This is a genomic window from Amycolatopsis sp. NPDC050768, assembly GCF_040654155.1.
Taxonomy (GTDB): Bacteria; Actinomycetota; Actinomycetes; order Mycobacteriales; family Pseudonocardiaceae; genus Amycolatopsis.
In genome coordinates this window covers 459,574-482,894 of the sequence record NZ_JBFAHL010000004.1, presented here as the reverse complement: position 1 = coordinate 482,894, position 23,321 = coordinate 459,574, and the positions used below count along the sequence as shown (strand labels likewise).

Annotated in this window: 22 protein-coding genes and 1 pseudogene; 12 read left to right on the top strand and 11 right to left on the bottom strand. The window is 71.1% G+C overall.

Annotated features, from left to right (window positions below; all coding sequences use genetic code 11):
• Window positions 1-2: 2 nt before the first annotated feature.
• Window positions 3-800 carry a methyltransferase domain-containing protein gene (locus AB0H62_RS15430; RefSeq protein ID WP_220242358.1) on the bottom strand — a complete coding sequence of 266 codons (798 nt, stop codon included), beginning with the start codon at window positions 798-800 and terminating at the stop codon, window positions 3-5.
• 128 nt (window positions 801-928) lie between these two features.
• Between AB0H62_RS15430 and AB0H62_RS15425 the strand changes: the two genes are divergently transcribed.
• The 8 genes from AB0H62_RS15425 to AB0H62_RS15390 all read left to right on the top strand — a co-directional run bounded on the left by AB0H62_RS15425 (window position 929) and on the right by AB0H62_RS15390 (window position 9,680).
• A complete protein-coding gene (locus AB0H62_RS15425) occupies window positions 929-2,107 on the top strand; it encodes an acyl-CoA dehydrogenase family protein (protein WP_360586528.1) in 1,179 nt (392 codons plus the stop codon).
• Window positions 2,104-3,282 (top strand): CaiB/BaiF CoA-transferase family protein, encoded by a 1,179-nt coding sequence (locus AB0H62_RS15420; RefSeq protein ID WP_360586526.1) that lies wholly within the window; start codon window positions 2,104-2,106, stop codon window positions 3,280-3,282. Before AB0H62_RS15425 ends, AB0H62_RS15420 begins: the two co-directional genes overlap by 4 nt.
• Window positions 3,283-3,480: 198 nt before the next feature.
• The gene (locus tag AB0H62_RS15415) at window positions 3,481-5,076 is read left to right on the top strand and encodes a class I adenylate-forming enzyme family protein (protein ID WP_360586524.1); all 1,596 of its coding nucleotides are present in this window, start codon (window positions 3,481-3,483) and stop codon (window positions 5,074-5,076) included.
• Window positions 5,073-5,948, top strand: coding sequence for a cyclase family protein (locus tag AB0H62_RS15410; RefSeq protein WP_220242354.1), 876 nt, complete (start codon window positions 5,073-5,075; stop codon window positions 5,946-5,948). Before AB0H62_RS15415 ends, AB0H62_RS15410 begins: the two co-directional genes overlap by 4 nt.
• The gene (locus AB0H62_RS15405) at window positions 5,945-7,159 is read left to right on the top strand and encodes an acetyl-CoA hydrolase/transferase C-terminal domain-containing protein (protein WP_220242353.1); all 1,215 of its coding nucleotides are present in this window, start codon (window positions 5,945-5,947) and stop codon (window positions 7,157-7,159) included. Before AB0H62_RS15410 ends, AB0H62_RS15405 begins: the two co-directional genes overlap by 4 nt.
• On the top strand, window positions 7,156-8,139 hold the full coding sequence (locus AB0H62_RS15400) for a phosphotransferase family protein (RefSeq protein WP_360586522.1): 984 nt from the start codon (window positions 7,156-7,158) through the stop codon (window positions 8,137-8,139). The genes AB0H62_RS15405 and AB0H62_RS15400 overlap by 4 nt, the downstream gene beginning before the upstream one ends.
• 1 nt (window position 8,140) lies before the next feature.
• Window positions 8,141-8,539: a hypothetical protein gene (locus AB0H62_RS15395; protein WP_360586520.1), complete on the top strand. Its 399-nt coding sequence runs from the start codon at window positions 8,141-8,143 to the stop codon at window positions 8,537-8,539.
• A gap of 10 nt (window positions 8,540-8,549) precedes the next feature.
• On the top strand, window positions 8,550-9,680 hold the full coding sequence (locus AB0H62_RS15390) for a hypothetical protein (RefSeq protein ID WP_220242350.1): 1,131 nt from the start codon (window positions 8,550-8,552) through the stop codon (window positions 9,678-9,680).
• A 110-nt stretch (window positions 9,681-9,790) separates the two neighbouring features.
• Here the strand turns inward: AB0H62_RS15390 and AB0H62_RS15385 are convergent, their stop codons facing one another.
• Window positions 9,791-10,360, bottom strand: coding sequence for a DUF1062 domain-containing protein (locus AB0H62_RS15385; RefSeq protein WP_360586518.1), 570 nt, complete (start codon window positions 10,358-10,360; stop codon window positions 9,791-9,793).
• Between the two features lie 232 nt (window positions 10,361-10,592).
• Here AB0H62_RS15385 and AB0H62_RS15380 point away from each other — a divergent pair, with 232 nt between their 5' ends.
• Window positions 10,593-11,027, top strand: coding sequence for a VOC family protein (locus AB0H62_RS15380; protein ID WP_220242349.1), 435 nt, complete (start codon window positions 10,593-10,595; stop codon window positions 11,025-11,027).
• A 7-nt stretch (window positions 11,028-11,034) separates the two neighbouring features.
• Here the strand turns inward: AB0H62_RS15380 and AB0H62_RS15375 are convergent, their stop codons facing one another.
• The 6 genes from AB0H62_RS15375 to AB0H62_RS15350 all read right to left on the bottom strand — a co-directional run bounded on the left by AB0H62_RS15375 (window position 11,035) and on the right by AB0H62_RS15350 (window position 17,889).
• Window positions 11,035-11,823 (bottom strand): IclR family transcriptional regulator, encoded by a 789-nt coding sequence (locus AB0H62_RS15375; protein WP_220242348.1) that lies wholly within the window; start codon window positions 11,821-11,823, stop codon window positions 11,035-11,037.
• An 84-nt stretch (window positions 11,824-11,907) separates the two neighbouring features.
• Window positions 11,908-12,435 carry a type II 3-dehydroquinate dehydratase gene (locus AB0H62_RS15370; RefSeq protein ID WP_360586515.1) on the bottom strand — a complete coding sequence of 176 codons (528 nt, stop codon included), beginning with the start codon at window positions 12,433-12,435 and terminating at the stop codon, window positions 11,908-11,910.
• 1 nt (window position 12,436) lies between these two features.
• Entirely contained in the window at window positions 12,437-13,405 is a 969-nt protein-coding gene (locus AB0H62_RS15365) for a CoA transferase (RefSeq protein ID WP_360586513.1), read from the bottom strand.
• Window positions 13,402-14,421, bottom strand: a complete 1,020-nt coding sequence (locus AB0H62_RS15360) for an alcohol dehydrogenase catalytic domain-containing protein (protein WP_360586511.1) — start codon at window positions 14,419-14,421, stop codon at window positions 13,402-13,404. Before AB0H62_RS15360 ends, AB0H62_RS15365 begins: the two co-directional genes overlap by 4 nt.
• Window positions 14,421-15,773 carry an MFS transporter gene (locus AB0H62_RS15355; RefSeq protein ID WP_220242345.1) on the bottom strand — a complete coding sequence of 451 codons (1,353 nt, stop codon included), beginning with the start codon at window positions 15,771-15,773 and terminating at the stop codon, window positions 14,421-14,423. Before AB0H62_RS15355 ends, AB0H62_RS15360 begins: the two co-directional genes overlap by 1 nt.
• Before the next feature lie 1,081 nt (window positions 15,774-16,854).
• Window positions 16,855-17,889, bottom strand: coding sequence for a bile acid:sodium symporter family protein (locus tag AB0H62_RS15350; protein ID WP_360586509.1), 1,035 nt, complete (start codon window positions 17,887-17,889; stop codon window positions 16,855-16,857).
• Between the two features lie 98 nt (window positions 17,890-17,987).
• Here AB0H62_RS15350 and AB0H62_RS15345 point away from each other — a divergent pair, with 98 nt between their 5' ends.
• Both AB0H62_RS15345 and AB0H62_RS15340 read left to right on the top strand, forming a co-directional pair.
• Entirely contained in the window at window positions 17,988-18,836 is an 849-nt protein-coding gene (locus AB0H62_RS15345; protein ID WP_220242343.1) for a LysR substrate-binding domain-containing protein, read from the top strand.
• Between the two features lie 180 nt (window positions 18,837-19,016).
• Window positions 19,017-20,387 carry a carboxypeptidase-like regulatory domain-containing protein gene (locus tag AB0H62_RS15340; RefSeq protein ID WP_360586506.1) on the top strand — a complete coding sequence of 457 codons (1,371 nt, stop codon included), beginning with the start codon at window positions 19,017-19,019 and terminating at the stop codon, window positions 20,385-20,387.
• A gap of 21 nt (window positions 20,388-20,408) precedes the next feature.
• Here the strand turns inward: AB0H62_RS15340 and shbA are convergent, their stop codons facing one another.
• Both shbA and AB0H62_RS15330 read right to left on the bottom strand, forming a co-directional pair.
• The gene (shbA, locus tag AB0H62_RS15335) at window positions 20,409-21,002 is read right to left on the bottom strand and encodes an RNA polymerase sigma factor ShbA (protein WP_255638870.1); all 594 of its coding nucleotides are present in this window, start codon (window positions 21,000-21,002) and stop codon (window positions 20,409-20,411) included.
• 162 nt (window positions 21,003-21,164) lie between these two features.
• Window positions 21,165-21,299: pseudogene (locus AB0H62_RS15330) on the bottom strand (sigma factor-like helix-turn-helix DNA-binding protein); the annotation flags it as partial.
• A 613-nt stretch (window positions 21,300-21,912) separates the two neighbouring features.
• On the opposite strand from AB0H62_RS15330, the gene AB0H62_RS15325 reads away from it, so the two are divergent.
• Window positions 21,913-22,182 (top strand): WhiB family transcriptional regulator, encoded by a 270-nt coding sequence (locus tag AB0H62_RS15325; RefSeq protein WP_220242340.1) that lies wholly within the window; start codon window positions 21,913-21,915, stop codon window positions 22,180-22,182.
• Between the two features lie 130 nt (window positions 22,183-22,312).
• Here AB0H62_RS15325 and AB0H62_RS15320 read toward each other — a convergent pair whose 3' ends face one another.
• The gene (locus AB0H62_RS15320; RefSeq protein WP_360586504.1) at window positions 22,313-23,308 is read right to left on the bottom strand and encodes an RNA polymerase subunit sigma-70; all 996 of its coding nucleotides are present in this window, start codon (window positions 23,306-23,308) and stop codon (window positions 22,313-22,315) included.
• Window positions 23,309-23,321: the final 13 nt, after the last annotated feature.

Here is a 23,321-nt window from a genome sequence, read left to right as displayed (position 1 = left end):
CTTTACGCGACGGCCACGATTTCGCCGTGCAGGACGGAAAACCAGCCGTCGGGGTCGTCGACCCAGCGGCGCCACGCGGTGGAGATCTCCTCGAGCTCGGCCGGCTGCGCGAGGCCGTCGCGGAGGATCTGGGTGGTGGTGTCGGAGTTCAGGACGCGCTCGGCCCACATGCTGCCCCAGTAGGCGCGGTCTTCGGGTGTGGCGAAGCACCACGTGGCGGACGACGGGACGACGTCGGTGAAGCCCGCGGCGTGGGCCCAGGTGAGCAGCCGCCGGCCGGCGTCGGGCTCGCTGCCGTTGGCGCGGAAGGCCTGGCGGTAGAGCTCGAGCCAGCGGTCGAGCGCCGGGTCCGCGGGGTGCCAGGTGAAGGCCTGGTAGTCGGCGTCGCGCGCGGCGACGAGACCGCCGGGGCGGCACACGCGTCGCATTTCGCGCAGGGCCAGCACCGGGTCGGCGACGTGCTGCAGCACTTGGTGGGCGTGGACGACGTCGAAGGTGTCGTCGGGGAAGTCGAGCGCGTGGACGTCGCCGACAACGAACTCGACGTTGCCCAAGCCGCGCCGGGCGGCCTCTGCTTCGCCGAGCCGGCGGGCCGCGTCGGTGATCTCGACGCCGGTGACCCGGCCCGGAGCCACCAGCGCGGCGAGGTCGGCGGTGATCGTCCCGGGCCCGCTGCCGATGTCGAGCAGCGCCTGCCCGGGCGCGAGCCGGGGCAGGAGGTACGCGCACGAGTTTTCGGCGGTCCGCCAGCGATGTGAGCGGAGCACGGATTCCTGGTGACCATGGGTGTAGGACGTCACATCGTGAGCCTAGCTCAGCTTCTCAGTGATCGGGACGCCGTTCTCGGCATCTGGACCAGCGGCGAAACGGAATCGTGCGGCTGAGCGGGGCTGGGCGAGGTGCGGCCGCTCGGCGGATACTGATCGCCATGTACCTGGGCAACCCCGACGTCCCCGACGACGTGTTCGCGGCCGTCCTCGGTCAGATCAACGACTTCGTGCGCACCCGCGTGACGCCTCGCGAGGTCGAGATCATGACCACGGACGCCATTCCCGCCGATCTTCGGGCCCAAGCCGCCGAGATGGGGTTGTTCGGCTACGCGATCCCGCAGGAGTGGGGCGGTCTCGGCCTCGATCTCGTGCAGGACGTCGAGGTCGCCATGGCGCTGGGGTACACGTCGCTGTCCCTGCGCTCGATGTTCGGCACGAACAACGGCATCGCGGGCCAGGTCCTGGTCGGGTTCGGCACCGAGGAGCAGCGCGCGCGGTGGTTGCCGGGCATCGCCTCGGGCGAGATCGTCGCCTCGTTCGCGCTCACCGAACCCGGCGCCGGGTCGAACCCGGCAGGCCTGCGCACCACCGCCAAACCGGACGGCGACGGCTGGGTCATCGACGGCGGCAAGCAGTTCATCACCAACGCCACCGAGGCCGGCCTGTTCGTCGTGTTCGCCCGCACGCGGCCGGCGTCGGATTCCGGCACGGGCATCGCGGTGTTCCTCGTGCCGGCCGACGCGCCGGGAATCACGGTCGGCCCGAAGGACGCCAAGATGGGGCAGGAGGGCTCGCGCACCGCGGAAGTCACCTTCACCGGGGTCCGCGTCGGCCCCGAGGCCCTGGTCGGCGGAGACGGTGAGGTCGGGTACAGGGCCGCGATGACGTCGCTGGCCCGCGGCCGCGTCCACATGGCCGGGCTGGCCGTCGGTGCCGCGCAACGGGCGCTCGACGAGTCGGTCTCCTACGCCGCGACCGCGACCCAGGGCGGCACGGTGATCGGGGACTTCCAGCTGGTGCAGGCGATGATCGCCGACCAGCAGACGGGCGTGCTCGCCGGCCGGGCGCTGGCCCGCGAGGCCGCGCGGCTGTACGTGACGGGGGAGGACCGCCGGATCGCGCCGTCGGCGGCGAAGCTGTTCTGCACCGAGATGGCCGGCAAGACCGCCGACCTGGCGGTGCAGATCCACGGCGGCAGCGGCTACCTGCGCGAGGTCCCGGTCGAGCGTATCTACCGCGACGTGCGGCTCATGCGGCTCTACGAAGGGACCAGCGAAATCCAGCGGCTCATCGTCGGCGGCGGGCTCGTGCGCGCCGAGAAGCGGAAGCAGTCGTGACGCGCCCGCTCGAAGGGGTCACCGTCGTCGCGGTCGAGCAGGCCGTCGCCGCTCCTCTGGCCACCCGCAACCTCGCCGACCTCGGTGCCCGCGTGATCAAGATCGAACGCATCGACGGTGGCGACTTCGCGCGCGGCTACGACCACGTCGTCCACGGCACCGGGGCGCATTTCGTCTGGCTCAACCGGGGCAAGGAGTCGATCGCGCTCGACCTGAAAGTGCCGGAGGGCCGCGACATCGCGCGCCGGCTCGTCGCCGGCGCGGACGTGTTCGTGCAGAACCTCGCCCCCGGTGCCGCCGACCGCCTCGGGTTCGGTGATCTGCGCGCCGAGCACCCGGAACTGGTCGTGGTGAACGTGTCGGGCTTCGGCGCCGGCGGGCCGATGGAGCAGCGCAAGGCCTACGACATGCTCATCCAGGCCGAGGCCGGGCTCATCGCCATCACTGGCACGCCCGAGACGCCGGCGAAGACCGGCATCCCGACCGCCGACATCGCGTCGGGCATGTACTGCTCGCAGGCCGTGCTGGCCGCGCTGCTGCGCCGCTGGCGCACCGGCGAGGGCGCCACCATCGAGGTCTCGATGCTGGAGGCCACCGTCGAGTGGATGGGCTACGCGCTCTACACGCAGATGTACGCCGGCACCCAGCCCGCCCGCATGGGGCTGAGCCACAGCTCGATCGCCCCGTACGACGCCTTCCCGACCCGCGATGGCCAGATGCTGATCGGCGTCCAGAACGACAGCGGCTGGCGCACCCTGGTCACCGCCGTGCTCGAGGCCCCCGAACTCGCCGGCGACCCGCGGTTCACCACCAACGTCGACCGCGTCGCCCACCGCGCCGCCTGCGACGCCGCGGTCGCCGGCCACACCGTCCGCTGGACCAACGCCGAGCTCGACGAGCGCCTCGCCTCGGCCGGCGTTCCCGCCGCTCAGCTCAAGGAAGTCGGCCAGGTCGTCGACCACCCCCAGCTGCGCGCCCGCGACCGCTGGCGCAAGGTCGGCACCGAGTTCGCCGAGATCGACGCCCTGCTGCCACCCGCGACCTTCGCCGACGTCGAAGCCCGCATGGGCGACGTCCCCGCGCTGGGCCAGCACACGCGCGCCCTGCTCGCGGAGTCCGGTGTGGACGCCGACGACGTCATCGCCCGCGGAATCGCTGGGCCGCCCCGGGCGTGAGATACCGGCTGTCGCCGGACTTCGTCGTGGCCCTGCGGAACCCGTTGGTACCAGCGGTGGTTCCGGGGCCGGCGTTGTCGTGCCCGCGGCAGGCTATCGCCGCAGCTGCCGATCGTCTTGACTCCCTCGCCACGCGGCCGGTAGCTTACGGATATACGAATTTCGATTCGAGATTACGAAAGTGACGATGATGTCGCGATGACCACGACGCCTGCTGCCGAGACCCTGCCCGACCTGCTGCGCGCGGGTGCCGCGGCTGTGCCGGAACGGGAGGCCTTCGTGGTCGGCGGCGTGCGGCTGACGTACGCGCAGCTGAACGAGCGGATGGACGACGCGCGCAGGGCGTTGCAGGGGATCGGCGTCGGTGAAGGGGACGTCGTCGCGCTGCTGGCGCCGAACGATGCCGCGTGGGTGCCGGTGGCGTTCGGGGCGATGGCGGCCGGGGCGCGGGTCGACGCGTTCAACACGTGGGTCAAGGCCTACGACATCGAGTACCTGCTGACCAGCTCGAAAGCGTCGGTGCTGGTGATGGTGGACCGGGTACGGGGCAACGACCTCGTCGGCGAGCTGCGGAAGCTGGTGCCGGACCTGGGGAAACCGGGGGAGGTGTTCCCGGAGCTGAGGCACGTCGTCGTGCTCGGCGACGCCGTGCCGGACGGGGCGCTGGCGTGGGCCGATCTGCCGAAGCCGCCGGCCACCCCGGCGGAAGCCGATCCCGGCGAACCCGCCTTCGTGCTCTACACCTCGGGCTCGACGAAGAACCCCAAGGCCGTCCCGCTGTGCCATCGCGACCTGATCCTCAACGGCTTCCACATCGGCGAGCGCATGGGCCTGTCCGCCGACGACCGCGTGTGGTTCGGCTCCCCGCTGTTCTGGAGTTTCGGCTGCGCCAACGCGCTCATGGCCACGATGACGCACCGGGCGTGCTTCGTGCTGCAGGAGCAGTTCGAACCCCGAATCGCGGCCGAGCTGATGGCGGCGGAGCGCGTGACGGCCGCGTACCTGTTGCCCGCCATGGTCGACGCGCTCGTCAACGGACCGGCGGAGCGCGTGCGGGCGGTGGACTCGTTGCGCACCGGGCTGACCATCGGCCGCCCCGAAGAAGTCGAGCGCGCGATCACGCAGCTGGGCATCAGCGAGATGTGCAACGTCTACGGCTCGACCGAGACCTACGGCAACTGCTGCGTGACCGACCATCGCATGCCGCTCGGGACGCGCCTGAGCACGCAGGGCGAGCCGCTGACCGGCGTCGAGATCCGGGTGGCCGACCAGGAAACCGGCGCGCTGCTGCCCGCGGGCGAGCCGGGGGAGCTGCAGGTGCGCGGCCGCCTGACGCCGGGCTACCTCAACGACGACGAAGCCAACGCGGACGCCTTCACCGGCGACGGCTGGTTCCGCACCGGCGACCGTGGAGTGGTCAACGCCGACGGCACCGTCTCGTTCGTCGGCCGGATCACCGACATGATCAAGACCTCCGGCATCAACGTCTCCCCGGCCGAGGTCGAGAGCTTCCTGTCAGGCCATCCGGAGGTGGCCGAGGCTGTGGTGCTCGGCGCGCCGCACCCGAGCCGCGACGAGGTCGTGGTGGCGTTCGTCGTGGCGCGCGGCGGAAAGCTCACCGCGCAGGACGTGATCGCCCACTGCAAGGAGCGCATCGCGGGGTACAAGGTGCCGTGGGCGGTGGCGATCGTCGAACAGCTGCCGAAGACCGGCACCGGCAAGCTCGTCCGCCGGACGTTGCGCGACGAGGCGGAGAAACTCGTGCAGGACAAGCTGAAAGCAGGCACGCCATGACGGGCAACTGGGGCCGCTGGGGCACCGGCGACGAGGCCGGCGCCCTCAACCTCGTCACCCCCGACGTCACGCGCCGCGCGGCCGGGCTCGTGCGGTCGGGCCGGACGCTCAGCCTCGCCCAGCCGCTCGGCCCGGCCACCGCGTCGCCGCGCCACCGGCCGGGGCCGATGCGATTCATGAACCGCGACGCCGGCGACTACGCCCTGGGTGCGCGTTCGCCGGGCGGCTTCCGGTTCGCCGAGGACACCGTGCAGTTCCCGACGCACAGCGGCACCCACGTCGACTCGCTGTCCCACGCGTGGACGGGCGAGGAGATCTACAATGGACACTCGCAGGCCTCGACGCGCACCACGCGCGGCGCCCAGCGCTGCGGTGCCGAAAAGCTGCTCCCGGTCGTGACGCGCGGGGTGCTCGTGGACCTGGTGGCCGCGACCGGCGGCCCGCTGGAGCCGAGCGCCCCCGTCGGGGTCGACGAGCTGCGCCGCGGCATCGCGGAAACCGGTGTCACGCCCGAAATCGGCGACGCCGTGCTGATCCGCACCGGCTGGCTGGAAACGCAAGGCCGCGGCGGTGACTACTTCGCGGACGAGCCCGGGATCACGGAGGAAGCCGCGCGCTGGCTGGCCGACCGCGACGTCGCGCTCGTCGGCGCCGACAACTACGCCGTGGAGCAGCAGTCGGCGACCAGCGGGTTCCCCGCGCACCTGCTGCTCCTGCACCAGCACGGCGTGCCGCTGCTGGAGAACCTCGAGCTGGCCGGGCTCGGTGACGCGCTGGCGGCCGAATCGCGGTCGACGTTCCTGTTCGTCTTCGCCCCGATCCCGCTCGTCGGCTCGACGGCCACTCCGGTCACGCCGGTGGTCGTCCTGTGACCGCGGACGAGGGCTGGCTCACCGGCGTCCTGAAACCCGGCGACCTCGTCGTGGTCGCGCAGGGCACCGGCGAGCCGACGCCCCTGCTCGAACAGCTGGTGCGGGCGGCCCCGCCCGACGTCGAGGTGTTCGTCGGGCTCAGCCACAGCACCGCGCTCACCGGCCCGGCCGCCCGTGAGCTGCCGCTGGTGTCGTTCGGCGCGCTGGGCCCGCTCGGCCGGCTCGCCGCGAACGGCACCGTCTCCGTGATCCCGTGTCACTTCCGCGACGTCCCGCGCGCGCTCGCGAGCCGCAACCCCGAGCAGATCGTGGTGGCGCTGCAGGTGTCGAGCGCCGACGAGACCGGTCACCACAGCCTCGGTCTGTCCGTCGACTACACCTACGACCTGCTCGGCCGTGCCCGCGCCGTCGTCGCCGAGGTCAACGACCGCCTGCCGCACACGAGCGCGCCCCGCGTGCACTCCTCGCAGCTGACGGCGACCGTGCTCAGCTCCCGGCCGATGCCGACGATCACGGCCGGCACGACCGGGCCGGTGCACGAAACGATCGCGCGGCACGTCGCCGGCCTGGTGCCCGACGGCGCGACGATCCAGCTCGGCGTCGGCACGCTGCCGTCGGCGATCGGCCGGGCGTTGGAGTCCCGACGCGACCTGCGCGTGCACTCGACGCTCGCCGGCTCCTGGCTGCTCGACCTCGCCCGCTCCGGCGCGCTGAGCGACGAGCCGGGCGCCGTGACGATCTGCGAGGCCGCCGGCTCCCCGGAGCTCTACGACTGGGTGGTCGAATCCGGGGTGCTCGTGCGGCCCGTCTCGGACCTGTCGCGGCCGGGCGCGTTCGCCGACGTCGACCACTTCGTGGCGATGAACTCCGCGCTGCAGGTGGATCTCACCGGTCAGGTCAACGCGGAGGAGCTCGGCTCCGGCTACGTCGGCGGGATCGGCGGCCAGCCCGACTACCTGCGCGCGGCCCAGCAGTCGCGGGACGGCTGTTCGGTCGTGATGCTCCCCGCCACGACGGGCGAGGGCACCCGGTCCCGCATCGTGCGCGGCTTGCACGCCGGTGCCGTCACCACACCACGGTCCCATGTGGACGTCGTCGTCACCGAACACGGGATCGCCGACCTGCGCGGCAAAAGCCTCACCGAGCGTGCCGACGCCCTCATCGCCATCGCGGCCCCCGGCCACCGTTCCTCACTGCGGGAGACGCCATGACCAGCACGCTCGACGAGCAGCTGCACGAGTTCCTCTCGGCGCAGCTCGGCTCGGTCCCGAAGATCGTCGACCTGGCCCGCGTCGGCGTCGGCCGCTCGCGGGAGAACTGGGTGTTCGACCTCGTCGATCCCGCCACGGACGAACGCGAGCCGCTGATCCTGCGCCGCGACCCCGAAGGCGGCCTGGTCGACACCGACCGCGGCACGGAGTTCGCCGTCCTGCGCGCCCTGGAGCCGAGCGGGCTCCCGGCGCCGCAGGCCCGCTGGCTGGACTCGGACGGCCGGTGGCTCGGCAAACCGTCGCTGATCATGCGCCGCGAACCCGGCGACTGCGACTACCGCGTGGTCAACGGCGACCGCCCGCCGGCCGAACGCGCCGACCTGGCCCGGCGGTTCTGCGAACTGCTGGCCCAAGTCCACTCTGTCGACTGGCGCTCGACCGGCCTCGGCGCCGTGCTCGAAGATCCGGGGGAACAGGCAGCGCTGGCCGAGCTGAACCGCTGGGAGACCGTGTTGCGCCAGGACCAGCTCGAAGCACTGCCCGAAGTGGACCTTGCTGTTGCGTGGCTGCGCGAGCACGCTCCCGCGTCGCCGCGCACCGTGCTCGTGCACGCGGATTTCAAGCCCGGCAACATCCTGCTGCAAGGCAACCACATTTCCGCGCTGCTCGACTGGGAGCTTGCGCACCTCGGCGACCCGCTGGAAGACCTCGGCTGGGTCGTGCAGCCCCTGCGTCGCCGCGAGCACCTCATCGAGGGCGTGTGGGAACGCGACGATCTCGTCCGCCACTATCGCGAGACCACCGGCCTCGACGTCGACGAGACGGCGCTGGAGTGGTGGGTGGTTTTCTCGACCTTCAAAACCGTGGTCATGCAGGTCAGCGGGCTCCGGGCCTTCCTCGACGAGCGCAGCGACGAACCGTACCGCCCGACCCAACGCGTGCTGCAGACCCTGCTGACCGCGATCGCCGAAAGGAGTTGACGTGCGCCCGACCATCGAGGACCAGCTGCACGGTGCGCAGCGCCTGCTGGACGAAGTCGCAGGCGACCCCGAGCTGAGCCGGGACTCCCGCGAGAACCTGGCCAACGTGCGGCGGCTGCTGAAGCAGATCGGCCGTTCGTGGTCCGAGCTGCTTCCCTTCTACGTCAACGACAACGCCACCATGGCGCAGTTGCTGACCCGCCACGCGCAGGACATCGGGATCCCCGCGGCGGCTGGACCCGCCGGCTACGACGTCGCTCAAGCCGCCCAGCGCAACGCCGAGCTGCGAGCGCTGCTGTCCCGCGTGATCACGAACCTGCCCGACACCGCGGACGGAACCGCCGCCCGGCGGGAGATCACCGAGTACCTGGTCCGTCGGATCGAAGCCGACCCGAGCTGAGGAGGTGGCGATGAGCGACCTGACCGTCGGCGACGAGCACTTCGCCGAGCAGTTCCCCCTGTCCCCGTTGGACGATTACCTCATCCACCAGACGCCGGACCCGATCCGCGTGATGGCGACCGGCGACCCGCGCGCCTACGAGCGGTACTGGATGATCTGCCACGACCCGACCGGCGAGGTCATGGTCGCGACCGGCGGCAGCTTCTACCCGAACCTCGACCGCGCCGAGGCCTACGCCATCGTCAACTTCCGCGGCCGGCACACCTCCGTGCGCAGCTTCCGCGCGCTCGGCGTGGACCGCGCCGACCTGCGCATCGGCCCGATCGCCCCGGAGATCATCCGCGGCCTGCGGGAATGGCGCTACGTGCTCGAGCCCAACGAGCACGGCATCAGCTACGACCTGACCTTCCGCGACACCACCCGGCAGGTGTTCCGCGAGCCGCTGTCCGACTCGGCCCACGGCACGCCGCCGGGCCGGCGCAACGACGTCACCGCCGGGTTCGAGGGCTTCGGCACGGTCGAGGGCTGGGTCGAGGTCGACGGCACCCGCGTCGAGCTCGGCCCCGGCTCCGCGGGCACCCGCGACCGGCACTGGGGCACGGGCCGCGGCGTGGGCGGGCCGGCGATGTCGCTCGGCGGACGGCTCCACGTGGGCGTGTCCGGCAACGCGTTCGTGCCGTTCTCCGACTGGACGCTGTGGGGCGACCGCGTGTACTACCCGTTCGGCGACAGCCGGCCCGGCGCGACGCGCGTGGCCAAACCGACGCGGCGGCTGCGCTTCGACCCCGACACCGACATCTTCGCCGAGGGCATCGTCGACTACCGCCTCGGCACCGGCGAGGTCAAGCAGCTGCACTACGAGCACCTCGGCCTGCAGACGGCGTTCCTGCGCTGCGGCATGTACGGCGGCACCCCGGAAAGCGGCATCCACCAGGGCTCCTACGACGGCCCGGAGCTGACCGAGGGCGAGACCTACGACCTCACGAACCCCCGCACCCGCATCAGCCTGCGTGGTCTGGACGAACACCTGTGCCGCGTCACCTGCGACGGCGAAACGGTGATCGGCATCTACCAGACCATCGACCCCGTGGCCTACGAAACCTGCAAGTCGGGCCGCCCGGGCTGGGCGTTTTTGGACTGAACCCGGCTGGGGGTTTTGTACTGAACACCGCCGCGAGATCGCGCCGGTGTGGGGATTGAGCGGTGCGATCGGCCGCCAGGCCGATCCGACCGCTCGATCCCCACACCGGCTCAAAGGCGATGTCGCCCGCCCCGGCGGAGCCGGGGCAGACAACACAGCGTGAAGGTGAAGTCGCCGGAGAGCTTGCCGCTCAGGCGGGCCGCCGAAACGAGTTTCCCTTCGGCGAGCAGCCTTTCGACCTCGGCGCGCGAAAGTGCGCAGCCGTCGGCGATCAAGCGCACCGGCCGGACTGGAATCCGGGCGGCGAAGCGGACCGAAACGTCGATCACCTCACGGTCGAGGTGATCCGATCCGCCGGTGTCGAGGCGCCAAGCGCCGGCCCAGTCGAGGGCGACGTGGTTGCGGTGCAGCACGACCGGGTCCTGGAGCAGCTCGGCGGCGAGGCCGAGATCGTTGGTGTGCAACCGTTCCAGCAGTTCGGGACGGACGGAGCGCACGTTGACCCGCTCCAGGACCGATAGTTTCGCCGTGTCTCCGCACGAGGAGCAGAGCACGAGGAGCCAGGCGTCGAGGAGCTTGTGGTTTGCGTTGACGCGGAATTTGCCACTGGCGCGGAAACGGTCGTGACCGCAGGCCGTGCAGCGACGGAGCAGGACGGGAAAACGGGTGGGTTCGACCACCCAATGGGTGAGCACAGAAGTACACCGGTTTCTGTGAGAAGTCCGCAGCAAAAGTCAGCGCGGCGCACAGGCGCGACGCGCGACGAATCAGCTCTCGGGAGGTCTCACAGCGTGTACAACGGCACGCCCTTTCCTGGGCAACGTGGTTCGACAGCACGGTAATGGCGCACGGCGGCATCGCTCCACCGGTTTTCGCGTGCGGGGGAAGACGACGCCGGGCTAGGGTGGGCCGATGGGGTCAGTCAGGCAGGTCCAGATCACCTTCGACTGCGCGTCGCCGGAGCGCGTCGCGCGGTTCTGGTGCGAGGTGCTCGGCTACGTCGTCCCGCCGCCGCCGGACGGGTTCGCGACCTGGGACGAGTTCACCCGCTCTCTGCCGCCGGAGAAACAGGACGCGGGGTTCGTGTGCGGTGATCCCACCGGCGCCGGCCCGCGGATGTACTTCCAGCGCGTGCCCGAAGGCAAGGTCGTCAAGAACCGGGTGCACCTCGACGTGCGGGTCGGCACCGGGCTCGTGGGTGCGGAGCGTGTCGCCGTCCTCGAAGCCGAATGCGCCCGCCTGGTCGCGCTCGGCGCGGTTCGCCAGCAGTTGCTGGTCGCCGACGAGGAGAACGAGTCGTGCCTGGTGATGCAGGACGTCGAGGGCAACGAGTTCTGCCTCGACTGAGGCGGTGCTAGGCCCGGCGCCCGCGCCGCGACAGGTCCGCACCGCTGCGGCCCAGGTCGGCTTCGATCGAGGCGGCCGCCTCGAAAGCTTTGTCCAGCAACAGCTTCTCGTGTGTCTCGTCGATCTGCGCGAGCGGCACCGAGATGTGGATGGCGGCCGTGATCTCGCCGTACGCGTCGCGGATCGGGAACCCGTAGCCGACGACGCCGGGGATGGCTTCCTCGCGGCTCACGGAGTAGCCGGCGCGCCGGATCGTCTCCAGCTCGCGCTCGAGATCGGCCTCTTCGGTGAGCGTGTGCTCGGTCAGCCGCGGCCGCGGTTCACCCATCAGCCGCCGGTGCAGAGGCGGGTGGAACGCGGCGAACAGCTTGCCGACGGCCGTGGCGTGCAGGAACAGCGACTGGCCCAGCCGGATGTCGACCGCGATCGGGCGCGTGCCGGGGAACCGGTCGATGTAGGACACCCGCGTGCCGAGGCGCACCGCGAGGTAGACGTCCTCGCCGGTCGCGCGGGTCAGCTCCTGCAGGGGGCGGCGGGCGACGTCACGCACCTCCAGGCCGTCGACGATGCGGATGCCCAGACGCACCGCGCGCGAGCCGAGCGAGTAGCGCAGGTCATCGGAGACCACGATGACGTCGGTGGCGGCCATCCGCTGCAACAGGTTGTGGGCGCTGCTCGCCGGCATCCCGAGCCGTTTCACGATCTCGGTGAGCGTCATGCCCTCCGGGTGCCCGACGAGCAGCTCGAGCGTGTCGAACACCCGCGAGAACCGTTCCGCTCCTGTGTCGGCTGCCACGCACCCCTGCCTTTCGTCGCTGGTCATCCGCCAAAAAGCCTAGCCGATCCCCGGCCGTCGCCGGTGGCGAGACGGCCGGGGTGATCAGTGCCGGCGGGTCCCGCCGGCGAGGAAATCCGCGTCGTCCAGCGCCAGGGTCAGGGCCAGGAGCGCACCGAGGTAGCTGTACTGGCGCAGGCCCATGACCAGGCCGGTCGCGGTGTAGGTGAACCGCGACTGCTGCACGAGCTGCGGCGGCGTCACCTCGGCGAAGTGCCGGGCGGTGTTGGCGAAATGGCATTCGACGACGGGTTTGGTCGTGTCGTCGAGGGCGTGGCGCGTGGCTTCGCCGTAGGTGGTGAGGCCGGCGGGGTTGATGACGTAGCCGTCGACCTCGCGCGCGGTGCGGTGGATGAAGTCGAGGATCTCGCCCTCGTGGTTGGAGGCGAACGGGACGACGGACACGCCGAGCTCACCGGCCATCTCGGCCACGAGCTTTTGGAGGTCGGCCAGGGACTTGATCGGGCCGTAGATGGTCTCGGAGCGGTGGCCGAGGTTGGGCATGTTCGGGCCGTCGATCACGCCGATGCGCCACGGTGTCGGGTCCGGTCCGCGGAAGCGCGAGAGGGACATGTCAGGACTCCTGCGGGGTGATCAGGTTGAGCGGCAACGGGGTGTGGCGCGCGGCCGGGCTGCCGTCGCGGCCCCGGGCGCGCAGCTGGGCGACGGTGTCCGGATCGCCCGTGGCGTCGGTGGGGCCGAGCGGCAGGTCGTGCTCGTGGGCCAGCGCGATCAGTTCCGCGACGGTGCACTGCGCGAACGCGGTTTCCAGCCGCGCGCGGATCTCCGCCGCGTGGCCGCGCCGGTCGGCGTAGGTGGCCAGGGCCGGGTCGGCGGGCCAGCCCAGCGCCGTGCACAGGCGGAGCCACATGTGGTCTTCGAGCAGCGCGAGGGCGACGAAGCCGTCCGTGGCCCCGACGACGCCGTAGGTCGCCTCCGGCTCCGTGACGGCGAGGGGTTTGACCGAGCTCCAGCCCGTCGCGACGTCGAGCATCGCCAGGTCGAGGAAGGTGCCGCCGCCCGCGTGCCACGCCGCGGTGATCGCGAGTGCGGCCGTGGTGGCGGTGCCGAGGTCGACCCACGGCACGCCGATGCGGTCGGACTCTCCCGCATCGCCGAGGATTCCGGCCATGGCCTGCAGCGACAGGTCGTGCGTGGGATGGCCCGCCAGCGGTCCGGTCTGGCCCATTCCGCTGATCGAGCAATAGACGACGTCCGGGCGCACCTCGCGCACGGCCTTCTCGTCGCAGCCGAGGCGGGCGGTGACGCCGGGGCGGAAGCCCTCGACGAACACCGCGCACCCGGCTGCCAGCTCCAGCAGTCGCTCGCGGTCGGCGGGCGACTTCAAATCGAGGAAAACGCTGCGCTTGCCGGCGTTGACGCGCTCGAACATCGGCGGGTCGAAGCGGCGGGCCGGGTCGCCGGCGGGCGGCTCGACCTTGAGGACGTCGGCGCCGAGTGACGCGAGCAGGAAGGTCGCGTATGGTCCCGGCAGCTGCTGGCTCAGGTCGAGCACGGTCATGCCGTGCAGCGGGGCGGTCACGGCCGGACCACTGCCCGGCCGACGAGCGCGCCGGAGTCGACGGCGGCGTGGGCGGCGGCGACGTCGTCGAGGGGCCAGACCCGCGGCGGCACGGGGGTCACCTTGCCGCTGGAGACGAGGTCGACGACGTCGAGCAGCTCCCGGCGGTTCGCGTGGGCCGAGCCGACGATTTCGAGCTCCTTGAGGATCATGAGTCCCAAGTGGACTTCGACGGCGCCGGGGTCGGTGTTGCCGACGACGGCCAGCCTTCCGTGCGGCGCCAAGGCTTTCAGCGACAGCGTGAAGGTCGGGGTGCCGGTGGTCTCGATCGCGACGTCGACTCCGCGCGGGCGGCCAAGGTCCGCGGCGGCCGCGCGCACGGCCGGTGCGCCTTCCGCGACGGTCACCACGGCCTGGGCGCCCGAGTCCAGTAGCGCTTGCCTTTTGCTGTCACTGCTCGTCAGGGCGATCACGGTGGCGCCGAGTGCGGCGGCGATCCGTACCGTGTGGACACCGACGCCGCCGCTCGCGCCGGTCACGAGCACGACGTCGCCTGCCGCGGCCCGGGTGCGGCGCAGCGCATGCAGTCCGGTGCCCAGCGCACAGGAAAGGATCGCGCCTGAGGCGTCGTCGACGGTGTCGGGAAGGGCGACCGCGTTGACCGGCCCGGCGAGGACGTACTCGGCGTAACCGCCGGGCAGGTCCTCGCCGTAGAAGCCCGGGCCGCTGCGGCAGGTGTTGGTGTGCCCGGCCACGCACTCGGCGCACGTGCCGCACGGGAACCGCTGCACGAGCGCGACCCGGCGGCCCAGCCACGAAGTGTCGCCGGCGGGACCGACGGCCTCGACGCGTCCGGCGATCTCGTGCCCGAGCACCTGGCCGGGTTTGGCGGCCAGCAAACCCTTGCGCGCCAGCACGTCGTGGCCGCAGATCCCGCACGCGGCCACCCGCACGAGCAGCTGGTCGGCCGTGGGTTCGGGGACCGGGCGGTCGTGCACCTCGAAGCGGTCCGGCGCCGTCAGCACTGCGGCTCGCATCACGGCGACACGACCTCGGTCACCTTGCCCGCGATCGTCGGGGCGGGGCCGGACTTGGTTGCGTCGACGTCGAGCGTGAGGTCGCGCCCGGCCGTCTCCGGCAGCCAGAACAGCAGGATCAGCCCGCAGATCAGCGCGACGCCGACCAGCAGGATGCCCGGTGCGTAGCTCAGCCCGGTCGACACCACCAGCGCCGCGGCGACCAGTGGCGCGAAGCCCGACGGCGCGCCGACGCCGAGGTTGAAGCCGAGCGCCCCGCTGGTGAGCCGCGTCGAGGCCGGGAACATCTCGATGAGCACCAGCGAGGTGTTGGCGTTGATCGGTGCCTGGAAGATCGCGAACACGATCAGCGCGACGATCACGACCGGCGTCGACCCGGTCCCGAGCGCCATGAACACCGGGATGCCGAACACGACGTGGCCGAGGCAGCCGAACAGCAGCGTGCGGCGCCGGCCCAGCCGGTCGGACAGCCGGCCCGCGAGCGGGCACAGCGCGCAGTAGATGGCGAGCCCGATCGAGGTCAGCACGGTCGCGCGGGTGCCGCCGACGTGCGCGGTCGCGGTCAGGTAGTTCACGACGTAGGTGCCGAGGAAGTACAGGCCCACCCCGCAGATCCAGGAGAACCCGAAGGTCACGAAGATCGCCTTCGCCTGGTCGCGGCGCAGCGCGTCCTTCAGCCGGGCCCGCGGCGCGTCGCTCTTCGCGAGCTCTTCGAAGATCGGTGTGTCCTCCAGCCGCTGGCGGACGTAGAGGCCGACGGCGGCCAGCGGCGCCGCGACGAAGAACGGCACGCGCCAGCCCCAGCTGTCGAGGGCCGCGGCGCTGAGGGAGAGCTGGAAGGCGAGCGACAGCAGGGCGCCGAAGATGAGCCCCAGCGCCGCCGCCATGGACGGGAAGCTGCCGGGGATCCCGCGCCGGTCGGCCGGCGCCGTCTCGATCAGGTAGGCCGAGCTCGCACCCCACTCGCCGCCCACGGCCAGCCCCTGCAGGCACCGCAGCAACACCAGCAGCACCGGCGCCGCGATCCCGATCGTCGCGTACGACGGCAGCACCCCGATCAACGTCGTCGCGACGCCCATCAGCGCCACACTCGCCGACAACGACACCTTCCGTCCGGCCCGGTCCCCGATGAGCCCGAACACGACGCCACCCAGCGGCCGCACCGCGAACGCCACCCCGAACACCGCCAGGGACTTCAGCAGCCCCACCGCACTGGACCCACCGGGGAAGAACTCGTGCCCGATGGCCACGGCGAGAAACCCGTACACGCCGAAGTCGAAGTACTCCAGGAAGTTCCCGATGATGCACGCGACGGCGACCCGCCGTCTGCCCATCGCCGTGGTGGCCCTCATCGTTGTCGCCATTGACCCCGAGTCCCTTCGATTCGAAATACCGAAAGATCTTTCTTAAACTCGAATGAGGCGACGGTACTTCGTCGAGGGCTTCGCCACAAGGCTCAGGTCGGGGTTGGAGCGCGCCGCCGGTGCGGAGGGTGGCGCCGCGCGACACGGCGGAGCAGCGCGTTCGGAGCCGGTGAAGGAGACGCCCTGGGACCGGGGTCGCCGATGATCGGCTCGGCCTGGGTGCGGGTTGCGATGCAGAAGCGGGCCTGCGATGGCGTAGTACTCGAAGATCTCGCGAGAGGATTCGGCCTCCTCCAAGCCTTCCGCGTCGCTCCTCCGCGGCGGAAGAAGGCGAGGTAGACCCGGCGGCACACCAGCAACACGACCAGGCCGAGCACCAGCGAACCGGCGCCGATCACGAACGTGCCGCCGACGTCGACGCCGTCGAGTCCACGTGGCTGCTCACCCTCAACGCCGCCCGCCGCATCGATACCGGCGAACCCGCCACGAAAAACGGGGCCATGGCGCAACTCCAGGCGTTGGAGACCGCAATGTTCTACACCTGGGCGCCGTGCAAGCCCTCGGCGGCTGGGGCTACTCGCGCGAGTTCCCCGTCGAGCAGTGGATGCGCGACGCGAAGCTCGAAGAAGACACGTCGGACACCATGCGGCTGGTGATCTCGCGCCGGCTGCGAGCGGTGGCCGGACCGGACCCGCGGGGGTCGAGGTCCGGCCGGTTGCTCAGACCCGTCCTTGCTTCTTGCCCCAGAAGTACTCGTTGGCCAGGTTCTTCTTGATCTCGTCGGAGAGTCCCTCGTAGCGCCGGTCGGTTTTCAGGACGTTCTCGATGTCGTTGACCGCATTCTGGGTTTGCGCCTTCTTCGGGTGATCGACGCCCAGTCACCCGACTCGATGGCCGTCGACAAGTCATTCGCGGATTCCAGCAGCGAAATACCCGAATACGCCTTAGTCGAGTCTTGCCGTCCTCTTGCTCCCGAGCTGCGGCGTTGCCTGATAGTCCCGTGTGGCCGGACCAAGCGTGCACATCGTCCGGAAAAGACCCTGCCGGGTGAACCGTTCCGGGCTGAAGGTCAGCTCGCGGGGACCAGCTCACCCTGCTCGTCGGCCGCGGCCTCGCGGGCGTAGCGGCGGGCCATCGCGGCGCACACGATCAGCTGGATCTGGTGGAACAGCATCAGCGGCAGCACGATCAGGCCCACCTGTCCGTGGCCGAAGAGCACGGTGGCCATCGGCAGGCCGCTGGCCAAGCTCTTCTTGGAGCCGCAGAACACGATCGTGATGCGGTCGGCGCGGTCGAAGCCGAGCAGCCGCGCGCCGACGCTCGTAGTGGTGAGCACGGCGGCGAGCAGCACCACGCACACGCCCAGCAGCACGAACAGGGGGCCGATGTCGAGCTTGTGCCAGATGCCTTCGGTCATGCCCTCGCTGAAGGCGGTGTAGACGACGAGCAGGATCGAGCCGCGGTCCACGAGCTTCAGCGGCGCCGAGTGGCGGCTGACCCAGCCGCCGATCCAGCGGCGTGCGAGCTGGCCGGCCACGAACGGCACGAGCAGCTGCAGCACGATGTCCAGGACCGCCTGACCGCTCACGCCCGGGCCGTCGGTCGCGAGCAGCAGCGCGACGAGCAGCGGCGTCAGCACGATGCCGAGCAGGTTCGACACCGACGCGCTGCAGATGGCGGCCGCGACGTTGCCCTTGGCGATCGACGTGAACGCGATCGACGACTGCACCGTGGACGGCAGCAGGCACAGGAACAGCACGCCGGTGTAGAGCGGCGACGTGAGCAGCCCGGGGGAGAGGAACGACGCCGCGAGGCCCAGCAAGGGGAACAGCACGAATGTGGCGGACAGCACAGTGACGTGCAGGCGCCAGTGCTTCAGGCCGTCGATGGCTTCCTTGCTCGAAAGCCTTGCGCCGTAGAGGAAGAACAGCAGTCCCACCGCGATGTTCGCCGCGATCCCGAAGCCGGTGGCGGTGCCGCCGGAGGCGGGCAGGAGCGACGCGACGCCCACCGTCAGCAGGATGGCGGCGATGAACGGGTCGATCCGCAGCTTGGCCAGCAGCGCGGAAACGGGGCGGGTCAACGGGGCGAACACGGTCGTCATGGAACTCCTTTCCCACCCGATTCTCCGGTGCGGCACGGTCATTCGGAACCCCGATCACCGTACTCACTGTCATTGTGGGCGCCGATAAGATGTGACGCATGCTGGATTCCCGCCTGTGCCGCTCCTTCCTCGCGGTGGCCGAGACCCGCAGCTTCACCGCCGCGGCCCGGCGGCTGGGTGTGGGCCAGCCCACAGTCAGCCAGCACATCCGGCGCCTCGAAAGGGAAGCCGGCGGGCTGCTGTTCCAACGCGACACCCACGCGGTCGACCTCACCGCGCGCGGGCAGGCGATGTTGGGCTTCGCCCAGACCATTGTGGACACGGAAGAACGTGCCGCGCGTCACTTCCGCGGGACCCAGGTGCGGGGGCGCGTCCGCTTCGGAGTGTCCGAGGACTTCGTGCTCGAAGAGGTGCCCGAGATCCTGCGCCGGCTGCGGCGCAGCCACCCGCTCGTCGACGTGGAGCTCCACGTCGAACTGTCCGATGTGCTCGCCCGCCGCCTCGCCGAGGGCCGCCTCGACCTGGTGCTCGGCAAACGCCGCCCCGGCGCCCCCGGCCCCGCCCGCGTCCTGCGCCGCGAACCCCTGGTGTGGATCGGCTCGACGGCCACCGTGCTGGAGGCCGGCCAGCCCGTCCCGCTCGTGCAGTACCCCATGCCGTCGGTCACGCGTCAGCTTGCCGTCGAGGCGCTCGAACGCGCGGGCCTCGAATGGCGCGCCGCGTGCCTCACCTCCAGCCTCACCGGCCTGCGCGCCGCGGCGGCCGCCGGGCTCGGCATCACGGTCCACGCCCGCAGCCTCGTCCCGGACGGCCTCCTCGAGCTCCCGGCCCACCTCGGCCTGCCCGACCCGGGCGACGTGGAGTTCATGCTCCTGCTGCGCGACGCGACCGAAGGCCCAGCGGCGGCACTGGCGGATTTCGTGGTGGCGAAGCTCGGACAGGAGTGATCGATTCGGCCGAACGGGCCTGATGATCGATCCCGCCGCGCTCTAGATTTCGGAAGCTGTCTTTCACGCTCGCCGGGCGGATGAGCGGTGTCGGGGGCCGACCACACGTCGGGGCACCGGATCAGGGGGAGAACTTCCATGTCAACGGGCTCCAGAGCCCGGTCGGCTCGCGCTGCCTGCGTGCTGACCGCACTGCTCGCTTTCCTCGGCCTGGCGGCCACCACCCCCGCCTCGGCCGCCACCGGCTCGGACTTGCGCGTGAGCGTCGAGTTCCCGGCGGGACCCCTCGTGCTGGGGGACCGGTTCAAGGTCACTGTCGAGGTCACCAATGTGGGTGACGCACCCGCCGTCGGGGCCCGCGGCGACATGGGTGGTGTCAGCGGAACGGACGTCGGCCTCACCTTGTCGCAGTGGGGCGACCTCGACCCGACGCTGCCCGAGGGCGCCACGAGCGCGCCCGGGGACAGCCGGCACCTCACGTTCGACGCGATGTTCTTCGACTGGAACGGTCCTCCGGTCTACCGGATCGGCGTGCGCAACGACGCCGACGCGAACCAGGACGACAACTCCGTGACGACCGCGGTGGACGTGATCTCCCCGGACGTCAAGGAGGACGTCGGCGGCCAGGTGTTCGCCGACGCCGACGGCGACGAGCATCCGGGCGCCGGCGACGCCCTGGCCGGAGTGAAGGTGTCGCTGCGTGACACCGATCGCTTCGACTTGGTCTTCAGCGCCACCACCGGTCCCGACGGCACGTTCCGGATACCCGCCGTGCCGGCTCACGTGTACCGGCTGGATTTCGCGGGCGTGCCGGGCGGATGGGTGCTCCCGGCGCACGACGTGCGAGTTGACGGCAGCGGGTCGAGTTCCGCACTGATGCTCGCCGGTGCCCGGCCGCTCGCCGAATCGCTGGACCTGCGGATCGCCTTCGACAAGCCGAGCTACCACATCGGCGACCAGGCGAAGGCGACCGTGACCGTGCACAACGGCGGGCAGTACGCGGCCGCCGGTCTCCTGATCGACTGCGACCCGTTCGGGGGCTCCAACGACGTGCCGATCCCGGACTCCGAGTGGGGTGATTTCTCCTTCGGGAGCCCGGGGGCGAGCGTCGCACCCGGTGAGACCAAGACGATCGCGGTCAGCGGAACGGTGCCGGAGGAAGCCTCGTACTACGGGCTCACCAGCCTGTCCTGCTACCTCTACACACTCGCCGGCGGGCAAACGCCGACTGTCGGGGCCGAGAGCTCGGTGCCCGCCCGCAGCACCGACTGGCCGGGGATCGCGTACTTCGACCGCAACCACAACGGTTATCGCGACACCGGTGAGGAGGTCGGGCACGTCCAGATCGCTCTGACCCGTCCGGGAACCACCCAGCTGCGACTCGCGTCGACCGACGCTTCCGGCGGGGTCACGTTCGCGGCGCTGCCGGCCGGGAAGTACCGGGTCTCGGCGCTCGGGGCCTGGAAGATCGCGCCCGACTTCGGCGAGACCTGGGTGGTCGTGCCGCCGTACGGGCTCGGCACGTGGGAGTTCCAGGTCGTCCCCAAGTAGTTCACCGCTGGGGCGGGCAGGTCACCCCTGCCCGCCGTTCAGCAGGTTCCGCAGCCGCAGCAACGCGCGGTGCTGCGACACCCGCACCGCGCCCGGCGAAGCGCCCACTGCTTCCGCCGTCTCCTCCGCCGTGAGGCCGACCACCACGCGCAGCAGGACGATCTCCCGCTGGCGGTCCGGCAGGACGTCCAGCAGGCGCGCCAGGCGGGTGGTGAGCTCGGTGCGCAGGGCGAGTTGCTCGGGGCCGTCCGCGGTGTCGGTGCGGTCGGGGAGGTCGGCGACCGGGTCGGTGCGGTTGCGGGCGACCGCGCGGTGGGCGTCGGCGACCTTGTGTTGCGCGATGCCGTACACGAAGGCCAGGAATGGGCGGCCCTGGTCGCGGTACGTCGGCAGGGCGGCGAGCAGCGCGACGCACACCTCCTGGGCCACGTCGTCGGCGGAGGCGTAGGCGCGGTCGGATCCGCCGAGACGGCCGCGGCAGTAGCGGACGACCAGGGGGCGGACGGCCTCCAACAGCCGAGCGGCCGCGAGGCGGTCGCCGGCCGTGGCGGCGGCGACGGGGCCGTCGAGGTGGTGCCAGTGGTCGGGGAAGCGCGCCGCGGTGCGGGATTTCACGTGCCGGAGCGTCGCTTCCACATCGAGGCCCCGGCGAAGGGCTCCGGTCAGCGTCGCGTCGGCTTCCAGTAGCAGGGTCACGAGGGCGTCCTCCCCATCCGGCAAGACAGACAAATCCGGCACGCCAGGCAAGGGCGACACCCGGCGGTTGAGTCGTTCCCGTGCGTGGCGCAGGTTCGAGCGCACCGTGCTGGCCGGCATCCCGAGGGCGGTCCCGATGGCGGCCGGGGCGAAGCCGTCGAGCGACCACGCCAGCACGGTGCGCTGCGTGTCCGGCAGCGTCGCGAGCAGCTCCACCCCCAGGGCGTTCCGCTCGACGAGCGCGGTCAGACCGTCGTCCGCCGGGACCTGCTCCCCGGCGAACACCCGCACGCCCAGGCGCACCCGCGCGCGCGGATCGTCCGGCGGCGGCCACACCTGCGCCTCCTGCAGCAGCGCGTCGGCGGCGGCCTCGCGCGCCGCCGCCGGGTCCAGGCCCAGCTTGCAGCCGAAGGCCACCAGGGGCGGGAACTCGGCGCGGAAGAACCCGTCGAATTCGTCCACGCCCACCCCCGCCCTGTCCGCTCTGCTGTAGGAACAGGTGCGGTGAGGGCGGCGCCAGGTGTAACGATTCGATGTCGGCACCACGTGTGACGACGCGTTCGCGCGGGTACCTCTCCTGGCACAACAGAAGATCAGTGTGAGCTGGGCCCGTAACTCTTAGGAACAACCGCCATCGGTGGTAAGTTGAAACTTCGGTCGTCCGCGGGCCGCTGTCCTTACCTGGGGCACAGTGGTCTTGCGGGGTCGGCCGAAAGCCCACCGAGCGTCACCCGAGCTGTACAGCTCTCTGGAGTTGTGCTGCGCCGTGCGCCCGGAGAAGTCGGTTGACCGAGAAAAGACAATGTTCGACAGGAGGTGAAACGCAACAATGGAACTCACGAGCACCGGCTGGCTGTCCCGCGCAGCCTGCCAGGACGAGGATCCGGAACTGTTCTTCCCGATTTCGGACGTCGGCCCCGGAGCCCGTCAGGTCGACGAGGCCAAGGCGGTCTGCGCGCGCTGCCCGGTTCGCGAAGCGTGCCTTTCCTACGCCCTGGACAACGGGCTGGACAACGGCATCTTCGGGGGAACCACCGAGCTGGAGCGCCGCAAGCTGGTTCGCACCCGCTCCGCCGCCGAACGGCATCAAGCCGCCTGACCGCGTGCCGGTGACCATTCCCGGAGGCGAAGGCGAGACTTTCCCGGAAATCCCCACGGGGACCGGCTTGTGCCCGGGTGGGTGACCTGATCGAGGTCACCCACCCGGGCTCTTTTTTGCCCGGCGCGGCTCATTCCGAGAGCGTCTCCGGTAATCCGTACGGCGCGAACGACGCCGTTTCGAACGCCGCCACCGCCGTGACCAATCCGTGCTCCACCGTGAGCACGCTGATGCCGAACCGGCGGAACCCGTTCTCCCCGGGCCGTCGTACCCAGGTGGCCACGGCGGGCTGCCGATTCGCACGCACCGCGACCATCCGGAACCAGCCCGTGAAATACGGTGACTCCGCGTCCATGCTCGTGCGCAGGGCGGCGATGATCCGCTCGCGGCTGTCGAACCAGAGCGAGTACGGCGGCATCACGGCCCGCGCGTCCTCGCGCAGCAATTCCGCGACCGCGTTCGGATCGCCCGCTTCGTACGCGGCGATGAACCGGCGCAGCAACTCGGCTTCCTCCGCCGTGGTCGCGCCGGCGGAAGCCCAGTCGGCACGCCGCGCGGGCAAGTGCGTACGCAGGGTTTCGCGAGCGCGCTGCAACGCGCTGTTGGCCGACGCCACCGACGTCTCCAGCACCGCCGCCGTGTCCTTGGCGGACCAATCCAGGACGTCGCGCAGGACCAGCGCCGCGCGCTGCCGGGGCGGCAGGTGCTGGACGGCGGCGAGGAACGCGAGCTCGATCGTCTCGCGCTCCACCACCGCGGCGCCGGTTTCGTCCGGGGCCGCGGTGTCGATCAAGGCGGCGTCGAGCAGTGCGTCGGGGATCGGGCCGAGCCACGGCACGTCGAGCGCGGCCGGGGTGCCGGCCGGGTCGGCGGCCGCGCCCAGCTCGTCCGGCAGGACGCGGCGGGGCCGGCGGGCCAGGGCGTCGAGGCACACGTTGGTGGCGATGCGGTACAGCCACGTCCGCACGCTCGCCCGGCCCTCGAACCCGCCCCGGCCCTTCCATGCCCGCAGGAACGCCTCCTGCGTGAGGTCCTCGGCTTCCTCGAACGAACCGCTCATCCGGTAGCAGTGCACCAGGATCTCCCGGCGGTGCCGTTCGAGGAGCGTGCCGAAGTCGTCGTCCACGCGGAGCACGGTA